Source organism: Vibrio sp. Y51_MX_L26 (assembly GCF_024181935.1).
In the GTDB taxonomy this organism is placed as follows: Bacteria; Pseudomonadota; Gammaproteobacteria; order Enterobacterales; family Vibrionaceae; genus Vibrio; species Vibrio diabolicus.
This window is the reverse complement of the sequence record NZ_JAMZAS010000001.1, coordinates 450140-471794: the sequence shown is the minus strand read 5'-3', so window position 1 is coordinate 471794 and position 21655 is coordinate 450140. Positions and strand designations below refer to the sequence as shown.

General features: G+C 45.3%; 5 protein-coding genes. 3 read left to right on the top strand and 2 right to left on the bottom strand.

Annotated elements, in window-relative coordinates:
* Positions 1–4: 4 nt before the first annotated feature.
* Positions 5–2074 (bottom strand): DNA helicase IV, encoded by a 2070-nt coding sequence (gene helD / locus NL645_RS01950; protein WP_253651076.1) that lies wholly within the window; start codon positions 2072–2074, stop codon positions 5–7.
* Positions 2075–2397: 323 nt separating this feature from the next.
* On the opposite strand from helD, the gene yccS reads away from it, so the two are divergent.
* The 3 genes from yccS (at position 2398) to NL645_RS01935 (ending at position 5350) form a co-directional block, all read left to right on the top strand.
* Entirely contained in the window at positions 2398–4551 is a 2154-nt protein-coding gene (yccS, locus tag NL645_RS01945; RefSeq protein ID WP_253651075.1) for a YccS family putative transporter, read from the top strand.
* A gap of 185 nt (positions 4552–4736) precedes the next feature.
* Positions 4737–4967, top strand: coding sequence for a hypothetical protein (locus tag NL645_RS01940; protein ID WP_041853076.1), 231 nt, complete (start codon positions 4737–4739; stop codon positions 4965–4967).
* Positions 4968–5047: 80 nt separating this feature from the next.
* Entirely contained in the window at positions 5048–5350 is a 303-nt protein-coding gene (locus NL645_RS01935; RefSeq protein WP_253651074.1) for a hypothetical protein, read from the top strand.
* 159 nt (positions 5351–5509) lie between these two features.
* Here the strand turns inward: NL645_RS01935 and NL645_RS01930 are convergent, their stop codons facing one another.
* Positions 5510–20881 carry a retention module-containing protein gene (locus NL645_RS01930; RefSeq protein ID WP_253651073.1) on the bottom strand — a complete coding sequence of 5124 codons (15372 nt, stop codon included), beginning with the start codon at positions 20879–20881 and terminating at the stop codon, positions 5510–5512.
* Positions 20882–21655: the final 774 nt, after the last annotated feature.

Sequence of the window (21655 nt, the reverse complement as noted above, 5' to 3'; positions counted from 1 at the left end):
GCCTTCAACGCGAAGTGATGATCGGATAATCGCCATTGACGAGCTCTTGAACAAATGCGGACCCAGCGCCAGTGTGCGTAATCCAAACTTTCTCTTTCGCACGCGTAATCGCCACGTAAAACAGCCTGCGCTCTTCTGCGTGAGGGAATTTGTCTTTGGACTCGGTCAATGCGCCATCAATGTGAATTTGCTTCTTCTTCGCAGGGAATTGCCCCTCATCCACAGAAAGAATAATAACAAAATCAGCCTCTCGCCCTTTACTCGCATGGCAAGTCATAAAACGAATATCGAGATTAGGAAAACGTCGCAACCAATCGTCATACAAGTCGGGCTTATGATAATGATTACGTCCTAACAATAAGACTGACTTGGTTTGCTTGGCTTGTTGATTCAATTGATCCAATATCTTTTCAACTTGGTTACTTGGTGCGGTATGCACACTCTTCTGCTTACGTTGCTTGTGGCTATTTAGTGTTTTCGGCAATTGCGATGGGTTTTGCTGCACAAAAGTGTTTGCCACATCACCAATCTGATTGTTGAAACGATAAGTCGTATCTAGATGATGAACGGTAGAGTGAGCAAAGCGGTCTTTAAACCCAGTGATAAGATCGACGTCCGCACCAGCAAACTGATAGATGGCCTGCCAGTCATCACCAACCGCAAACAACGTCGCACCCGCTTGTTTCTGTGTGGATTCGCACAGTGCTTCAATCAGTGCTAAACGGTCTGGAGAGATATCTTGGTACTCATCGACCATAATGAAGCGCCATGGGGAGACAAATTTCCCTTTATTTACATAATCTGTCGCACGACTGATCATGGTAGGGAAATCCACTTGATTGCTTTCTTTAAGCATTTTCTGCCACGCAGTAAAACATGGCCAACACAAGGCGAGTTCGCTGTTTAAACGAGTATAGTCTTGGTGATTTACCAACTTTTCTTGCACTTGCTTTTTGGTTAGCCCTACCGCAGCTAAGTGAGACAACTGAGAGTCTAGCCACGCGATCAGTTTGGGGTTTTCTGAGTGACTTCCTAACTCATCGTCCCCTTTTAAATAGGCAATCGGCCATTTGTCTAAATGTTTTTGCCAACGTTTAAAGTTAGTAGGCGTCATCCAATGCTTTTTCAGCCAATCTACACACCATGCTGTTCGCTGGTTGTCATCTAACGCCAACGGACTGATCTCAACAGGCTGTTGCTCAACTTGATTGAGTATATATAAGCCTAGTTGATGGAACGTATTCACACGCACACCGTCTGCGGCCATGCCTACTTTATCCACTAAACGCTCTTTCATTTCAGTCGCGGCATCACGACCGAAAGCCAGCATAAGCAACTCTTCTGCTTGAGCCTGGTGGCTTTGCAACAAGTATGCAACTCGAGCCGTTAAAACACTGGTTTTGCCAGAGCCTGCGCCAGCAAGGACTAAGTTGTGATCATCGTTGAGCAACACCGCATATTGCTGGGATAAGTTTAAAGGCGAAGATTCTATGCGATTAAACAGCACTTCCCAATTCGGACGTTCTTCCTCAAGCCAATCACGATTACGCTCACCAAGCGTCGCAGACGTATCAATAAGCCAAGGTTCGATTTCCGCCATGCGATTCGGCATCCGCATTTTGGCTTCTTCTAGAGTGGTTTTCATTTCGCGTAACTCTTGGTTAAGACTTTCCACCCAGGAGACCACTTGAGAGTGCGATAGATAGGCAGGAAGATGCTTAAGTTTGTAGAGCTCTTCTTCCCACTTAGGTAGATACTCAGCCAGTTTTCGGCACTGAGTATTGTGCCATTCTTGATACTGACGAACAGCTTCAAGAGCAAACTTACGGCATTGTGGCCACGGTAGCCCTTGTACTAGCCAGCTTTGTTGTTTGCCTTCGTGCTCATGAGCAAAAAACTGCAAAGAGCTCCATAACAACCCACGCTTTACGCTAACTTTGCCATTCCAGATCGTAAAAGGAATATGTTCTTCACTGCCTATTGAGCTTAATAAAACACTGTTCTCTTTTATTTCGACGTGATGGTACTCATTTTGAATAAAAAACTGTGCTTTGCTAGTGGCAGTGAGCTGCATGAAACGTGCGCCTTTTAATTTAGAAGTTGTCGATTTATATCATTTTAAGGCGCCAAATTGTAGCAATGGCGAGCACCTAAGTAAGCATCTTCTTTTATTCTTTAATAAAATTCACATTACTGTCGATTTAGTAACCTAAAGCTCATTCTATTTGAAGCTGACTTTACAATTATAGACACATTGCGTGGCTGCTTTAGTATAAGTCAATGACATCCCTGTTGATTTTATCAGCAACAGCGAATTTTTCTTAAAGTAAATCATAAACGCGCTATAGTGGGTTTGGTAGTATTCCCCCGTTCTTCATCGGAAACATAAGGCGCATTGTGCAAGCAACTTCTAAATTTCGGCTCTATTGGGCAAACAAGACCATAAATTACAGCGTTCTTATCCTAATCACCTTACTGGGTGTGGTTATCCCGACTTGGTACTTCGAGCAAAACACGCTGATCACGCCGCTAATATTGGGCGTTATTGCTGCTGCTTTGGCAGAGAGTGATGACAGCTTCACTGGGCGCATCAAGGCGCTGATTCTGACTTTTCTCTGTTTTGCGCTCGCCGCTTTCTCAATTGAAATCTTGTTCGACACCCCTTGGGCATTTGCATTAGGGTTATTTATCTCAACCTTTGGTTTTATCATTCTTGGAGCGATAGGTCCTAAATACGCGAGCATTGCTTTTGGCTCTTTGCTGATCGCCATTTACACCATGCTTGGCGCACATGAGAGTACTAACATTTGGTTTCAGCCACTGCTGCTTTTAACTGGTGCGGCTTGGTATTACTTCATGTCGATGATTTGGCAGATATTTTGGCCTCTTCAGCCTGTACAACAAAGCTTAGCCAATGTGTTCTTCCAAATGGCAAATTATCTCGATGCGAAAGCCAAGCTTTTTCACCCTGTCACCAACCTAACGCCACAGCCACTTCGGATTGAAGCTGCCAAGTGCAACGCAGCGACGGTGATGGCGCTAAACGCTTGCAAAGCCACATTACTAAACCGCTCGAAACGCGGCCACATTGATGGCCCTAGTGACCGATTCTTAAATATCTACTTCATCGCTCAAGACATCCACGAACGAGTCAGCTCTAGCCATTACCGCTATCAAGATTTAGCAACTGAATTTGAACGTTCTGATGTGCTGTTTCGTTTTAAATATCTTTTGGAATCTCAAGCCCAAGCGTGTCGTGATATTGCATTAGCGATTCAGCTAGGGAATGAATACTCACATACCGATCAGTCCATCTTGGCCTTAGCTGAAGTGCAAAATTCACTTGCTTACTTAGAAGAACAAAAGCAAGGACACTGGAAACGTCTGCTCATGCAGTTAACATATTTATTCAATAACTTAGCGACGGTAGAAAAGCAACTGAATAACATTAACAACCCAGATGTTGAGGGCCTAGAGGAAGATACGCTCGCCGATACTAACCCGCACACATTAAAAGCCATGTGGCAGCGTATATCCGCGAATTTACACAAAGATTCGATGCTGTTTCGACACTCATTGCGTATGTCGATTGCCTTGACGATTGGTTATGGAATCATTCAAGTGTTCAGCATCGACCGAGGTTACTGGATACTCTTAACCACTCTCTTCGTGTGTCAGCCGAACTACAGCGCAACACGTCAAAAACTGACAGCGCGAGTCGTAGGCACATTAGCCGGTTTGTTAATTGGCGTACCATTACTGACTTTCTTCCCTTCTCAAGAAAGCCAGTTAGTATTCATCGTTATTTCTGGCGTGATGTTTTTCGCCTTTCGGATGAACAATTACGGATACGCAACCGGTTTTATCACACTACTGGTCCTCTTCTTATTCAACCAGTTAGGTGAAGGTTACGCGGTTGTGCTTCCTCGACTAGCTGATACCCTCATCGGGTGTGTGCTTGCTGTAGGAGCCGTGCTGGTTATTTTGCCAGATTGGCAATCGAGAAGGCTGCACAAAGTCATGTCGGATGCGATAGATGCTAACAAACAGTATCTCGATCAGATCATTGGTCAGTATCGAATTGGTAAAAAGGACAACTTGAGCTATCGCATTGCTCGTCGTCAAGCCCATAACAGTGATGCCTCACTTTCTTCTGCCATCAGTACAATGCTAGCGGAACCTGGTAAATATCGTGCTGCCGTTGATGAGAGCTTCCGCTTCTTAACGTTAAATCACGCAATGCTGAACTATATTTCTGCTCTTGGTGCGCACCGAACTCGCATTGAAGATGAGTCGATTCATAAACTCGTTTTAGATGCACACCGCTGTATTCATCAGCATTTAGACGTCCTCCATAAACAGCTTCACCAGCATTGCGAAGAGTGCGATTTATCTAATATTGACGACGCGGGACTTGAGCAACGCTTAAATGAGTGGCGAGATGAAGATGATAGTTCCGCTCGCATGGTATTGCAGCAACTTCACCTTATCTATCGCATGCTCCCAGAGCTACATTCACTCGCCAGTAAGTTTGCAGTGAGGGTTAACTAGTAACACACGGATAGAAAAGGGAAGCGGATTGTCGCTTCCTTTTTTTCTTTCTACTTTTCTATCTACCCCAAAGTGGGTAATTATGTACCTTCATAGGAAAAATCTGACGTATCACTTAACACACCTTGACAATGTTCGGACAAAAAGCAATCGATCAAATTCTAATCTATCTAGGTTGAATAAATATGTTGTATCCAAAGGACGAAGAATTTCGGGAAATGAAGGATAAACCGAATTACAACGAGGGTATTGAGATGAACGCACAACAATTTAATGAACTTAAACAAAAGCTCAGCGATTTAACGGCGAGTCAGTTGAAATCATTACAGGGTGAGATAAGCGTAAAGTTAAACAAAACGCAAAACCCAGTACTTTCTGTTGAAGAGCGAGAAATGCTTTCTAAACTGTTTGCTTAATCAAATCATTGATATAAAACACTTGAACGTTTTATAAACTCCACCTATGCTCTCATTAGCATAGTGTTGGGAGTGGTGATATGCCTGTATCAGGAATTCAAGCTGGGCACCAAATTGTTCAGATGTCACAGCAGATGGCTGAAAAAGCCGCGCATGGCATTAATGATAATTTAGGTAAAGTGAAAGAAGAGATCGCTTCTCACAACATCGATTTGGCTAAAGTGACAGATGTCGCAATAACCGCTTCAACTCCTAGCCTCCCCTCTCAAAAAGTTGAATCACTCATCAACCTTACGCAAGCTGCAGGTTACAACCGAGTGGGTGCGTCCGTCATTGAGAAAAACAATGAAGTCATTGGCAGCTTACTCGATATTCACGTCTAAAACTTCTTAGTTCCGACCTGTCACTACAAATCCGTAACAAGCCCTCTTTTGCTACCTAATGTTGTGCTATTTCGATTCAATAAGTCTCGATAAAAACCAATAACTCCCAATAAAAACGGACGCCTTGTTAAAGCCGCCCGTTTTATGTTGAATCCAAATTTATCCGTTATCAATAACACCGTGATTCAGCAATGACTCTACAATCTCATTGGAGCTAAGACCGTTGAAGTCTATCGATGTACCTAAGTTTTCCACAACAATGGTTTGCTGGACATTTGCATCCGTCGTAATGTTCAGAGAAACATTTTCTGTTGATGCGTCGTAATCGGCTTGAATGTGCGCAAGTAAATCATCAATACCTGCCGTTGGATCATTCAAATCAGCGATCACGTCTTTGAGGTCAATGGTGTCCTCATTGACGCTAAAGTCAGTGATGGTGTCAATCGCACCATTATCCACCGTGTCTTCTGTCCATTTAAAGATATCGCTACCCGCACCACCAGTCAGAATATCAGAGCCTAGTCCACCAATAAGCACGTCATCTCCATCTCCTCCTAGGATATAATCATCTCCCGTACCTGCTGCTAAAGTAATGCCTGCATCACTACCAATAAGATAGCTGTCTTCACTTTCAGCAGACTGATCAATATCTTGATTATTTAGCGTAACGTTTAGATTAATATCTAATGGCGTTGAATACGCTTGGTCACCATTTGATGCAGTAGAAACCGCAGTCAATGTAATATCGTAATCTCCCGGGATCGCATTATTGATATGTAGCGTATCAATTTCATCTTCTGGAACAGTCCATGTTGTACCATCAAAGCTGATATTCGATGTTGTAGCTTCACTCGTGATAGTGGCTCCTCTTGGCACGCCAGTGAGCTCTAAGGCCAGTACTTCATCGACATCGGTCAACGCCGCCATAATACCCACCAGCGCGATGCCTTGACGGCTTGCACTTTGACTCGCACTAATTCTTTGAATGTAACTAAAGTTCTGATCAATGGCCAAGTTTGGTACGTCAGCGACCGGCGTTACGTTAATATCAAACGTTTCTGATGTTTGTAGTGAGGTACCCGTTAAGTTGTCATAGAAGATACCGTTGTCATCAGCGGTAACGGTAAGCGCAATAGAATTGCTGTTCACGTCACTGGCATCAATAAATACACCGACATCCGGATCCGTCGAAGCGAAAAGACTATTAAGCTGAGACAAAGTCCCCATCAGTACAGTTTCACCTGCTAAACCAACGCCTTGAGTAATGCCACTCCCCGCCGGGACAACGACACTTATATCACCCTCATCGATGCTGAGTGACACCGTCATGATTTCATTCTCATGAACACCTGCAAAATCAACATCGGTAATTTCGATACCTGAGATTTTTTGATCCGATGACTCCACAATCGTATTTGTGACCATTGAGCCATCAATCTCCGGAGCATCGTTAATCGCCTGCACTGTCATCACGGCTGAGCCACTGACGGTCTTCGGATCCGAGACGCCATTGGTCATGCCATCATCCGTAATATCGTAATTAAAGCTTACATCCCCGTAAAAATCAGGAGCAGGTTCAAAGCTCCACTCCGTTGAGCTCAGTTGAGTAAGCGTCCCTGCTGCAGGGTCGACAAGCGTAACATTGCTAACGGTTAAATTGTCCGACTCAATATCAACCGCATTAACCAGCAAGTCCGCTGCGGTAACAATAACAGCGCCGCTGTCTTCATCAATACTTGTCAACGTCACTTCAGATGTTGTTGGCGCATCATTCACCTCTGTGACTTCAATTACAAATTGGCTGCTATTTGAATTGAGTGTTTCATCGACACCGCTAATCACGATACCTTCGTTGCCTTGGTCATCGACAGAGATGTCGACATTGACGTTACCAAACAAGTTAAGCGCTGGGTTAAACTCCACTAAACCATCAGCGATAGCGGCGTTAAGGTCAGATACGGTTCCTTTCAGTTCAATTGAACCCGTGTCGTCTCCTGAAACCGTCAATCCGTAATTGGCAATAATCGATGGATTGAGCGCCAAGTAACCGCTATCGACAGCAATATTCAAGACATACTCTGCGGTAGGATCATCAAGTACCGCATCCACATCCGAAATACCAAATGTATCCAGCAGGATAGCGTTGTCTTCTGGTGTTTCAACGTTAATGACATTCACGAACTCCGGTCGATCATTCACCGCTTCAACATCAACAGCTACGTCAAACTCCTCGGCTGAACCTAAACTTTGTCGACCATCGAGCCCGGTATCAACCGCTTGCACTTTGAAATGCAGTGACCCTCCCCATGAGTTATCGTTTCGATCACCAGAATTAAAGACCACTTGATCCAAATCTTGAGCATCGATTTCTAATACGAAGACGCCATTTCCTTGGTCAGTAAACACCGTTCCATCAGGTAATGAAACACTCGCCCCATCAGGGACATTTGAAATCTCAACTCTCAGCGTCTCTGGATCATTTTCCTGGTAGGTTGCGCCATCTCCGATGGACTCTTTGTTATCAACCACCAACGCATTGACGTTGATAACAATATCTTCTCCCTCATTCCCCGCAGCTGAAGTATCAGGATTCACATCGACATCATCGCCAATAGGATTCACAACCAGCGTAAAGTTATTAGTTCGCTCAGTTGGTACTTGTAACAATTCTTCTTGGATGAACACGGTAATGCCAATCTCTGCCTCGCCACTGAAGTTTTTCGGCGGTTTGATTTGGATGTCACTCAAATCAACGGATGTCTGAGTAAGGTCTTTTAGCTGAATACTCCATTCTCCTCCGCCGTTGTTCTTAACAACATAATCAGAGGAATTGGATTGCACGACAAAGTCATCAGGGATCCCTGTTAACTTGAGTGAAACGAAACTTTCAGAGCCATCATTATCGTTTAAGCTGATCGAAACCCCTGAGCCCGATTGATTCAACGAAATTAAAGTATCTTCGTCACCAACCACGGTAATTGGCTTCGTAGGATCGGCACCTGTAATCGTAATATCGTCCACCACTGGCGTAACTTCGAATGTCACGTCATCAGTAAAAGTTCTTATGTCGATATTATCGCCAGGGTTATTTAGGATAGACTGATCAAATACAGCCTCGTCCGTGATCTCTCCTTCGATATTAATCTTGACGGTGTTTTGTCCCCCACCTACGGGATAATTTTCTTTCGGCTTAAACAGAACATTATCAAGCGCACCCGCTAAAATCTCTGCTTCATTAAACTCAATACTTGTACCTAAGCTATTGCCATTTGCGTCAACAAACTCCCCCAGTGTTGTGTCATCGAGCTCTAACTTGATATTCGTTAGCGTTTCCTGACCACCTTGGATATTGTTATAACGGTCGGCAAAATCGACATTTAGATTAAGTTGGATTAAACCATCTTCATAACCCACACCATCCGCCGTTGGTACATCGTTATTTAGGTCATTAACTGGTTGTTTGTTAGCGTCTAAACCGAGAGTACCTGTGATATCCACTGTCACATTTGGTGTAACATCACCATCTAATGGCTGATCATCCGCCGAACTAGGCACATCTGCGATCGGTAAAACCTGGACTGGAATTCGCACGTTGTTTTCTTTTTCGTCGCCAGACTCTGTGTCTTTGGTGACAAACCTCACAGGCAATTCGAAATCACCAGCGTAATCTTCTGCCAAGTGCATTGTTAAACCGTCCAAACCTGTGATATTGCCACTAGCATCAATATCTGCTTGGAAAACGTATTTACCATTGACAAAATCGATATCAGTGCCTGTTATCACCAAGCCTGGAGGAATACCGGGTGCAGATGGGTCAATAACAACAGTCAAAACATCTTCCACACCATCCGCATTAATCGCATCGACTTTCGACGTCAATTGAGTGCCAAGGTCGATCGCATTATCTTCTGATGCTTCAATTTGGACGTCATCAGCCACCTGAATTTCAGCGGCAACACTCGTTTGCGGCGTGAGAACCGTCGGAAACTCAAGTGTCACGTCAGTTTCTCTTACTACTGTTGCGTCTTTTTCAACGGCATCTTCACCTAAATCGTTGACCTCGGCATAGATGGTTAACCCAATTTGAGATAGACCGCCGTTGTCACCATCATCGCTGTCGTCGTTTGGCGTTAAATCAAGACCCGAAGGCGCTTTAATCGAGAAGTTTTCTTCGTCAATGACTGTCCATCGACCGCCGCCTTCGTTCAATGCACCAACAATGACCAATTGATTGAGAATCTCAGGGTCGACATTGTGGAACTGAACAACAAGCTGAGTCACTACTTCATCTGAAGAGGCGTCAAATTCTTGGTATTTGATGATATTCGCACCAGACTCCCCACCCGTTGAAGTATTGATCGTAAAATCAATGTTCCCTTGACCGTCTGACTTCACGATGTCAGTGATAACGCCAGTGCTTTCAGTAACAAGCAAACGTGTCTGGGCGTCTAGCGATCCTGTTGTATTTTCTGGCTCAACGATTGGATTGACTTGGACATGCACCATGCCATTGATGGTTTTTTCTGCAATTCCCTGCCCTGGATTAGAAGCATCGACATATTCGTGGTCAATCTCTTTCACCGTCACCGTAGTATTCAAATCAAAGTCACTACTAGAGTCTTGCTCTAATTGCACCTGGACATACCCGCTTTGAGAGATTCGAGCAGAAAAGTCTTGCTCCGACTCGTTCGCTAGTGGCGAAAGTGTTAATGTTCCAGAAACCAATGTTTGTGCTACGCCATCGACATAAACCGTGCTGCCTGGAGGAAATCCAGAAATCGTCACATCACTAAAGAACTCGTCTGTATCAGGGCTTTGAGCCAGCGTTGGCTTCCAATCAATATTAAAGCGTGTATCTTCATCACCTTCTGATTGAACCGTGTAGTTATCTTGCGCATCAATGACAGGAGCGACAATAATTCGGATCTCACCCGATGAGGTTCGACTGTGACCATCATTCTCTGTGACGATCGTCGTCGCTGTAATATGAATGTTCTCCGTCGATGACGCTTCCGGTTTAATAACAATTCCAGAATTAATATTCGCCGTGGTGATGTTGGCTTCATAGATTGGCTGATTTTGCGCGTCATAGCCGACAAAAGTCAGATCGACGGATGCACCATCGCTATCAAATACCTCAACACCTGCAGGAATATTGGACAGCAGAACCGTAACCGACTCTGAGTGGTCATTCGGGTTATCTGGTAACTCGCCAGAGATGACACTAAAGCCCAACTCTACTTGACCATTCTCATCAATATTAGTCTCAATACCTCTTACATTGCCGTCATTAAACTCATGCCAGATCCCTGATTTATCATTCAGCTCAATAAATGGTATGTCAGCTACGCCTTTCACACCGACGATCACTGTTTTGCTGCCTAGTGACAAAATATCTTCGGCAACCCCATTAGATAACGATGCCGTGTCTTTGACGATACCTTCAACGTTGAAAGTAAAGTCATCATTGCTGTGCAACGGAGGAAGCACTTCGACGTTGGCTAACTCAGATTCTGGCACTTCGTAATAGAGTACATTGCCGCTTGAATCGGTCACTTCCACGATTTGACTTGGGTTTGCTGAATCAAGCCACACTAACGTAACGCCATCAATTGAGAAGTCAGAAATACGCACAAACAGTGCTTCAGAACCATCTAAATCCGCAGACGGCTTCATGGTAATCACTTCACTTAACTGAAGTGGATCATGATCCGTGACAGGATTGACGGTGTCTTGAGTTCGAGCGTTATCCTCAAAGACATTGATTCGGTTGACCGTAAAACTACCTGGGTCCGCGATTGGGTTAACATCAATGATGATAGTTTCTGTCTCTGAACGTGCCGTTTCCTTCCCTGATAACGGATTATTGTTTTCTGTTGTAATCGCGGTTACATCAATCTTGATTTCGCCCGAGAAATTATCGATTGGATCAATTTGAACGTCACCAATTCGGCTGGCATCTACGAGATAAACACCACCAGTTTTTGGAATCGCGCTACCATCCGAATAAACTAACTCCGCGTTACCTTCTCCTTGTGTAAAGATGAGCTCGTACACTATATCTTCAGGATTACTAGTATCCTGAGTTTCCGCCGTGATATTAAGTGCGACGTTGTTTCCGTCTTCATCGACAGAATAGTTAAACTCGCTGCTCGTCGTCCAAGTCGCAATATCTGCAACGGCAGCAACTTCAATGTCTAAACGACCATTAATCGTATGATCTGGCGTACCATTGTTAAGAATTTCCACACGGATACGAGGATCGATACCAGAAGCATCGGTTGATGTATGACGATCTGGTACGAAGTACAAGTTATCTAACGAGACAAGCTCACCATTGAATGACTGCTCGACATTTGATGCGTCGAGAACAACCGTATTGCCCACAGATGTTAATTCAATGTAGTTGCCACTACCGTCTCGGTAGTAGAACGTACCGTTGTGAGTATCAGCATCTCGAATAGTGATGTCACCTAAGCTCTCGTTACGGTCGATATCATGTAAATTGATAACCAAATCGACTTTCGCCGGGTTAACATCCAGCGTCGACAAGTTGTCCTGAGTATTTGCAGAGTCAACGCCCACAACGACACCATCACGCCCTTGGTCCTCGAACGCAGTAACGGTAGACATGTCAATTTGCGCATTACGATCTCTTATCGAGATATCCACATCGGCATCTGCGATATCGCCATCACCATCGGTTGCAACAACGTTGATGGTGAAATCAATCGAGTCGGTTTCGGTATGGTCAAGATCGTCATTCGGACGGAATGACACACTGCCATCAGTTCGAACAACCAAACGACCGATTTCAGTATCCACTCCGTCAAGAACCTTGTGAACGTAAACAACTTGGTCACTGCCGTTCAAATCGACAGAATCGGAATCAACACCGTTTTGCTTAAAGTAAATGCCTGAATCATCAGCCGAAAATGAAGTTATTTGTGCGCCGTCAGCACCAAGATCATCATCACCTTCTACAGGGTCTTGGAATAAGTGAACCGTGCGGCTGCCTTGTCCCTCAACACGCGAAATAGATGCATCGTACAAGGTTGGAACATCATCGGTAATCGTCACTGGTAAGTTAATACCTGCCGTATCGCCATCGACATCGGTCGCGAAGACTGGGAGATCAAGTATGAGTGTATCTTCGCCTTGGGTTGAGTGGTCTAGCGCCCCCTCAAGCGTAAACTTGTAAGAGCCGTCAGCGTTCAAAACTAGCGTGAACACTGAGTTACCATCAGGTGTTTGACCTTGATAAGTAAAGTTGTTGTTGCTTACCGCGGTTTGAACTAACGTCACCGCAAAACCACCTGAAGTGACTCCTGGGATCGGGTTAGAAGTAAGATCCAACTGGTAAGAGACAACGGTATCTGCCCCTTCCACCGTATCGAAATTGCCCGTTGCTTCTAGGCTGTTTTTGTTGGTTGCCTGAGAGCCATTAGCGAGATCATCCTCGTCAACAGCCAAAGGATATACTGATTTAATTTCAGGAACGTCATCAACGATGGTGATTGGAAGGTTCAGTGATGATGACGTGTCACCATCAAAATCTGTAACTGTAATTGGGATATCAATGACAAGGTTGTTTTCACCTTGAACAGCGTCATGGTCGATTGGTCCCAACAGCTCAAGTTGGTAGCTGTCATTATTCGCATCAAGAGACAGCGTGAAGATCTTAGTTGATGTGCCAGTAATCACCGCTTCGTAACTGGTTACTCCGCCATTCGTGCCTACTAGATTCAACTCGATGCTGCTGCCGTTCGACGTTAAGCCAGACACGACTGCATCGAGGTCAGAAACTTGGTAGCTGACAATCTTGTCTGCACCAGCAACGACCTCAAATCCGCCGTTCAATACCGTAGAATCATTACTTGTCGTATCAGAGCCACCGGCAAGATCATCTTCATCAACGGTTTGCTGGCTAGAGTCTGTCACTTTCACAATAGCTGGAACATCGTCCACCACGGTGATCGGCAAGGTGATGTTATTGGACACATCGCCATCAAAATCGGTCGCGTTGACTGGGAAGTTAATGACCAACGAGTTTTCATCGTTACCCGCAGGATGATCAAGTGCACCTAACAGTTCAAATTCATAACTGTCAGCTGAGCCATTTAGCGTCAGTTTAAAGACGGTGTCCGTCGTACCTTGTACATAAGCTCGGTACTCAATCACACCGTTTGAATTTGAAAACTCAACCAAATCAAGCGGTTGACCACCTGAGGTAAGGCCCGAAACAGGCGATGTTAAACTATCCAACTGGAAGCTAACGATAGAATCGGCACCATCGGTAACCTCAAAATTGCCACCAATGATATTGGATTCTGGCGTGTCGTCCGAACCTTGGCTTGGAATATCATCCTCATCCACAGACAAGGTACTACCAGAGCTAATAGAGTCAATGGTTGGCTTGTCATCTACGATGGTCACTGGCAAGGTCGCTGTGATGGTATCGTTATCGCCATCCGTGATCTTCACAGGTAGATTCAACAAAATCTCATCGGAGTTAACCGCGTGATCTAACTGACCAGATAACTCAAAGTCGTATTTACCATCTTGATGAAGTGTCAACGTGAAGACCGTCACTCCACCCGGAGTTTGCCCTACGTAAACAAGTGCGTCAGCAGTTGAGGCACCAACGTCTTGAGAAAGTGTTACCTCTTCTCCACCCGATTTCAGATTCGGGATAGGGTTTGAGCTTAGATCTAATTCGAACGCATCAATACCATCTGCGCTAGTAACCTCAAATTCACCTGATACCGTTAATGGCTCTTTCGTGCCATCAGAACCAAGAGGTAAGTCATCTTCGTCGACACGTAGACTTTCAATATTGGTAACAACTGGAACATCGTCCACAACGGTAATTGGCAATGTGAAGGCTGGTGAAGTATCACCATCATTATCTGTCGCGGTCACAGGGAGGTTAATAACAATCTCGTTTTGCTGATTACCATCTGGATGATCAAGCGGCTTCTGTAAATCGAACTCGTAGGTGTTGTTCGTTGCATCCAACGTCAGTTCGAACACCACTTCAGCAGGATTACCAGCGACACCTTGGTATACGTTTACGCCGTTTGCGCTAGAAGACAGAACTAAGCTAATAGCTTCACCATCTGAAGTCAGTGACGCAACAGGCGTGGTCAGGTCACTAAGCTGAATAGAAGCAACTTGGTCAGCACCTTCGGTGATATCAAAAGTACCTGAAATAACAGTATCTTCTGCACTTGCAGCATCAGTACCTGCTGGTAGGTCATCTTCATCAACGGTTTGTTCGCTGCCTGCTAGTAAACCATCAATGGTCGGAACATCATCCACAACCGTAATTGGTAAGGTGATGTCGTTCGACACGTCTCCATCAAAGTCCGTCGCGTTTATCGGCAAATTGATGACCAGTTCATTTTGGCCATCAGCATTTGGATGATCGAGAGGAGCCAGCAAATCGAACGTGTAGCTGTCATCAGAGGCATCGAGGGTCACACGGAATACTGGTGTCGTCGTGCCATCAATACGTGCTTCGTAAACTGAAACACCACCTGCGTTTGATACTTCAACCATAACCAATGATTGACCACCAGAGGCTAGGCCTTGTACTGGCGTCGTTAGGTCAGAAACGCCGTACTCCACAATGCCATCAGAGCCATCAGTCGCGATGAAGTTACCGGCAATGCTGTTCGCCTGCGTACCATCAGATCCCACTGTTGGGATATCGTCCTCGTCAACCGTTTGCACACTTGTTGCTTCGATGCCACCAAGTGTCGGCTTGTCATCAACGATCTTGACAGAAATTGTCTCAGCAGACGTGTCGCCATCAAAATCTGTTGCGATGATTGGGAAGTTGAGCGTTAACTCGTCGCTATCAACAGCATGGTCGATTGGCCCTTCAAGCGTGAAGTTATAGCTTCCATCAGTATTCACTGTCAGTGTAAAGACCGCTTCACTCCCCGCCGTCGCCTCGTAAGTAAAGCTACCGTCGCCATTTGCGGTTTCAGTCAGCGTGACCGCCACGCCTTGTGATGTAAGGCCAGCTACTGGTGTTGCAGAAGCGTCAAGCTGATAACTCACCACTCGGTCCGAGCCTTGTGTGGTGGTAAAGTTGCCATCGATTGAAATCGGGTCAGTTTGGTCTGAGCCAATCGTGCCTAAGTCATCTTCATCAACGGTAATCGCATCAACATCGGTAATGGTCGGTTTATCATCCACGATGGTGACTGGGATCGTTTCTGTGGTGGTATCACGATCAAAATCTGTCGCGATGATTGGGAAGTTCAACTTTAGCTCATCACTGTCTACCGCATGGTCGATTGGACCTTGAAGCGTGAAGTTGTAACTGCCGTCGCTGTTCACCGTCAAGGTAAATACGGCTTCTGATCCTGCGGTAGCGGTATAGGTGAAACTGCCATCCGCATTCGCGCTTTCCGTCATTGTCACCACAACCCCGTGTGAGGTTAAGCCATCAACAGGGTTAGAGGACGCGTCTAACTGATAACGCACAACATGATCAGAGCCCATCGTGACAAAGTGACCATCAATCGACACGGACTCGTTTTGATCAGAACCAATCGTCGCCAAGTCATCTTCATCCACGCTGATCGCATCAACATTAGTGATGCTTGGCTGATCATCAACAATAGTGACAGGCAGTATTTTAGTTGAAGTGTCGCCATCAAAGTCTGTTGCGATAATCGGGAAATCGATTTGTAGGCTGTCGCTATTCATCGCATGGTCTAGTGGACCTTGCAGAGTAAAGGTGTAGCTGCCATCTGGCTTCAGCACTAATTCAAATACGGCATTGCCATCTGCTGTGGCAGTGTAAGTAAAGCTACCATCACCGTTTGCCGTCTCAGCAAGCACAACAGGTTCACCTTGAGAAGTTAACCCTGCTAGAGGATCCGCGGTTGCATCAAGCTGGTATTTAACAACGCTGTCCGAGCCTTCTGTCGTACTAAACGAACCAGACATAAACGCATCATCGTTTTGGTCTGAGCCAATTGTGGCGAGATCATCTTCGTCTACTGTCAGTGGAACAACGTTGTCGATGCTTGGAACGTCATCAGTAATGGTGACTGGAATGGTCGCAGTCGTCGTATCGCCATCAAAATCCGTCGCAATGATTGGGAAGTTCAGAACTAATTCATCGCTGTTTAACGCGTGATCGACTGGCCCTTCCAGACGGAAGTTGTATGTGCCATCAGCATTCACATCCATAGTGAAGACCGGATTGCCATCCGCGGTAGCAACGTAAGTAAAGCTGCCATTGGCATTCGCAGTCTCTACCAGAGTAACTGGCTCGCCTTGAGAAGTTAAGCCTGCAACAGGATCAGAAGTTGAATCAAGTTGGTAGCTCACCACACGGTCTGAACCTTGGGTGGTCGTAAACGCGCCTTCAACAAACACAGCGTCAGTTTGGTCTGAGCCAATACCTGATAAATCATCTTCGTCGACAGACAGAGGCACGACATTATCGATGATTGGTGCATCATCCGTGATCGTGACTGGAATAATTGCCGTGGCCGTATCACCATCAAAATCGGTGGCAATAATCGGGAAATCAATGGTTAGGCTGTCGCTGTTGGCCGCATGGTCGATTGGTCCTTGAAGCGTAAAGTCGTACGTACCATCCGTTGCGACGTTTAGGGTAAAAACAAGATTACCATCTGCGGTCGCGACATAGGTAAAGCTGCCGTCACCATTCGCGGTTTCCACCAAGGTAATCGCCTCACCTTGAGACGTCAGGCCCGCAACAGGATCGGCTGTTGAATCCAATTGATAGCTCACCACTCGGTCTGAGCCTTGAGTGGTGGTAAACGCCCCTTCAACGAACAGATCGCCGCCTGGGGCCGAGCCCACACCGCTAAGGTCGTCTTCGTCGACACTCAACGCATCCACCGCTGTGATGGTCGGTACATCATCAACAATTGTGACTGGAATGGTTTCAGTAACGGTGTCGCCATCAAAGTCGGTTGCGATAATTGGGAAGTTGAGTGTCAACTCGTCACTATCAACCGCGTGATCAATTGGACCTTCAAGTGTGAAGTTATAAGAGCCATCAGTATCTACTGTCAGAGTAAATACTGGGTTACCACCCGCAGTCGCTTCATAACTGAAACTACCATCACCATTTGCGGTTTCTGTTAGCGTTACCGCCACACCTTGAGATGTTAAACCGTCAACCGGTGTTGATGAAGCATCGAGTTGGTAGCTCACCACACGGTCTGAGCCTTGCGTGGTGGTGAAACTACCATCAATAGAAATCGGATTGCTTTGGTCTGAACCTATTGATGCTAGATCATCTTCATCAACCGTAATGGCATCTACGTCAGTAATCACTGGCTTATCGTCCACGATGGTGACAGGGATAGTCGCGTTTGTGGTATCACCATCAAAGTCGGTCGCGATGATTGGGAAGTTGAGCGTCAACTCGTCGCTATCGACAGCATGATCAATTGGCCCTTCTAGCGTGAAGTTATAAGAGCCATCAGTGTTCACTGTCAGTGTAAAGACCGACTCAGTACCTGCTGTTGCTTGGTAGGTAAAACTGCCATCACCGTTTGCGGTTTCAGTTAGCGTGACTGCAACGCCTTGTGATGTAAGGCCGTCAACTGGTGTTGCAGAAGCATCGAGCTGATAGCTCACTACTCGGTCCGAGCCTTGTGTGGTGGTGAAGTTGCCATCGATTGAAATCGGGTCTGTCTGATCTGAGCCAATCGTGCCTAAATCATCTTCATCAACAGTAATCGCATCAACATCGGTAATGGTCGGTTTATCATCCACGATGGTAACAGGCAGTACGATTTGGCTTGTGTCACCATCGAAGTCGGTAGCAATAACACTAAAATCAAGGGTTAAGCTGTCGCTATTTGCCGCATGGTCGATTGGACCTTGCAGCTCAAAACTGTACGAGCCGTCGGTATTCAAAATCAATGTGAAGACTGCACTGCCATTTGCCGTTGCGCTGTAAGTGTAACTGCCGTCTGCATTTTGCGTTTCGGCAATGGAGACGGTTTGCCCTTGAGATTGCAGGCCATTTAAAGGATCAGCGTTTACATCCAACTGATACTGTACGACGCCATCAGAACCCTGAGTCGTCGTGAACTGACCTTCAACCAGCGTTGGCTGTGATTGGTCAGAGCCTACCGAACTTAAGTCATCTTCATCGACGGTAAGAGCAACAACGTCGTTAATGGTTGGCACATCATCAGCAATGGTTACCGGTAGAACAAGTGAACTGGTGTCACCGTCAAAGTCCGTTGCGACAATCGTGAAGTCTAGAGTTAAGCTATCGCTACCCACAGCATGATCGATTGGGCCTTCAAGACTAAATGAATAAGAACCATCAGGGTTCACTTGTAAGGTGAAGATAGCGTCCCCTTCTGCCGTTGCAGAATAGGTAAAGCTGCCATCTGAGTTGACAGTTTCCGTCAGAGAGATAGATCGACCCTGTGATTCCAACCCATTGAGTGGATCAGTGCCGCTCTCTAATTGATAACTTACAACACGGTCTGAGCCCTGAGTCGTCGTGAAACTGCCTTGCGCGAGCACAGAATCGCTTTGATCAGAGCCGATGCTTGATAAATCGTCTTCATCGACGGCTAGCGCATCAACGCCATCAATCGAAGGAACGTCATCTTGAACTTGAATGACAATTTGCGCCGCTTCTGGTGTGTTCGAACCGTCGGTAATCGAGGAGCGATCGCCATCCGCATCTACCGCGTAAACTGGCAGTGAGAAAGTGAGCGCATCATCATTAGCACCCGTATGGTCGAGTTGTTCATACAAGTTGAATTGATATTCGCCCAATGCAGGGGCATCGATCGCCACATCAAATACGGTAATACGCACGCCATCCAACTCGATGAAGCCTTCGTAAGTGCGCACGCCGTTACTCTCGGACGCGAGTTCCAGTTGAACAACCTGCCCTTGAGATTGGAGTTCTCCACCAACATTAAACTCTGTAGGTTCCAACTCATAGTGATCAATGATGTCACTACCGACCGATGTCGTGATCGACCCAGAGCCACTTGTTACTACCGCGCCTTCCTGTGAACCTTGGTCAACCCCCGCCTCGTCTAAAGACAATCCCGTCACGTTTTCAATCACCGGGTTATCGCCATCAAGGATGGTCATCGTAAAGGTGTTACTTGCCGTATCTTGGTCGAAATCGACGATTGTGGTTGGCAAAGAGAGCTCAATCGTATCTTCACCGTTTGTTTGTTCTAACGGCTTAAATTGCTCAAATTGGTAGGTACCATCAGTATTCAGACTGATGGTTAAAACGGTTTCATTAGAGCCTGCAATGGACAGGGTGATAGTGCTGCCGTCTTCAGAGAGTACCGCCTCTGTTGCCTGATTATCACTCAATAGGCCATCAAATTGACTAAGTCCTTCTTGATTAAATGTGACCGTTGCCAATTGATCACTACCAATATCAACAAAGGTGCCAGTAATCGGAGTAGAAGAAGATTCAACGTTTTCGAAAGTAACGTTTTGCGGCGCCGGATCATCGCCATCAATAACGGTTGTCGTGAAATCGATAGGTGCTTGAATACTGTTACCACCAATATCTGCGCCTGTAATGTCAAAAGCGATATTGATTTGATCACCGGAGATGGAAACTTGACCATCAGCAACAGAAGCGACATGGTCAATGCCCTGGCTAATCGTGGTAACGACCTCTAACTCTAAATCACGGCCTAAAGATGTCGCTTCGATCTCTATACGAAGCACTTCGTTACCTTCTTGAGTGCCGATAATGACATTTTGCGCTTCGTCATAAACGAACGCCACTGGCTGACCAGCAGAGGTAATATCACTATTTAGCTCGGTTAACAGAGACTCTAATGAGGACGTTTCAGGTACAAATGAAGCGGTATCAAGTGCGAGATCCCCTGCTTCAATCAGCACACTAGAAGAAATGGTTTGCGGGTAGCTTGATAGAGAAATTGAGCCTTCTGTTATGCTAGATTGCAGTGATTGTCCGCCATCGGCAAAAATAGTGACATCTAAATCATCAGCTTCATCGCGTTCTTCTACACCGCTACGAGTCGCTGACGTCTCAAAAAAGGTGGAGGCAAGTACTTCCGGATTATTATATTCAACGGTCACATAGCCAGCATTGGCTGAGCCTTCAGCGCCAGCACCAGCAGCCGTTGCTTCCAAAATAGCAGTCGGGTCAGCACCATCTAAAATGGCCTGTTGGATAGCCGCGACATCATTAGCGTCAAAGTTAGCACCTTCGATAGCTGTTGGATCGAAAGTAACCTGGCCATTAACTGGAGATTGCAGCAAGGTTTCTGGTTGTTCAAAAGAAGGTTCTGGAAGGCACGCGACACAATTAGCATCAACCAGATACAGCTCATTATGTATCTGTACATCAAGAGAAGCGTTATTTTCAGTAATGATCACTTCGCCAGATATTAACTCATCCCCCGCTTTTATAGACCTGACTTTTCCATCCAGACCTAAAACCAAGACTTCACCTTTGACAGCATTTACAATCGCGTTCTGCGGCACGGTTTGCGTACTCATCTGACCTCCGCTAATGGCCTACGTTTCCCATTAACCTTTTTAGATAGTTTTTAAATGATTTAGTGCGGCATACTGCACACCTTTAGACGATTAGACTAAGTATCAACTCATTAAACAATCGATAAATGGCGCACTAATGAGCAAAGTAAGTAAAACTTACTAGTAGTCACAGAAATGTGACACATGTCCTAACACCGCAATATCGATTAATTATATGAAATTGATATCTTATTCCGTATAAGTGTAGTCGTTTTAAAAAAGAAGATAGATGAAAACGCTCAGCTAAACGCCAAACTACCGGTTGCAATCAATAATGGAAGAAAAGCAATAAGAATGTTGTATACACCTGAACGTGATGAAAACTTAATCAATATTGGTGACGAGAAAAACGTGACGATTAAATATTGAATGACATAAATCGTTGGACAAAATATAACCATGAAAATGTGGCTCACAATATGAATTCCCGAGCACCACGAATTCGGCTTTGTCCTGATATACAGTAAAAAAAATACGAGCAAGCTAATAAGAAAATACATAAACATCACACTTGAAAATAATTATCATTTTCAATCATATGTAAATATTCCCCCACTTTCAATGATGTGAGAGCTATTAATACCATCGTTATTATCAATCAACACAATAAGTAAAATTATCAGTAATTCCCGTCCTAAACGTTTGCGTAATCGCTAACCTTCTCTTAACCTTGATTTGAGGCTTTTATCACGGTTTTTCCATTGATATAGTGCGTCCATACAACAAAAAAAGACC

Bases quoted from the DNA above. Each gene is read 5' to 3' on its own strand.
- NL645_RS01940 (WP_041853076.1), top strand. From the start codon at position 4,737: ATGTTGTATCCAAAGGACGAAGAATTTCGGGAAATGAAGGATAAACCG.
- NL645_RS01935 (WP_253651074.1), top strand. From the start codon at position 5,048: ATGCCTGTATCAGGAATTCAAGCTGGGCACCAAATTGTTCAGATGTCA.
- NL645_RS01930 (WP_253651073.1), bottom strand. From the start codon at position 20,881: ATGAGTACGCAAACCGTGCCGCAGAACGCGATTGTAAATGCTGTCAAA.
- helD (WP_253651076.1), bottom strand. From the start codon at position 2,074: ATGCAGCTCACTGCCACTAGCAAAGCACAGTTTTTTATTCAAAATGAG.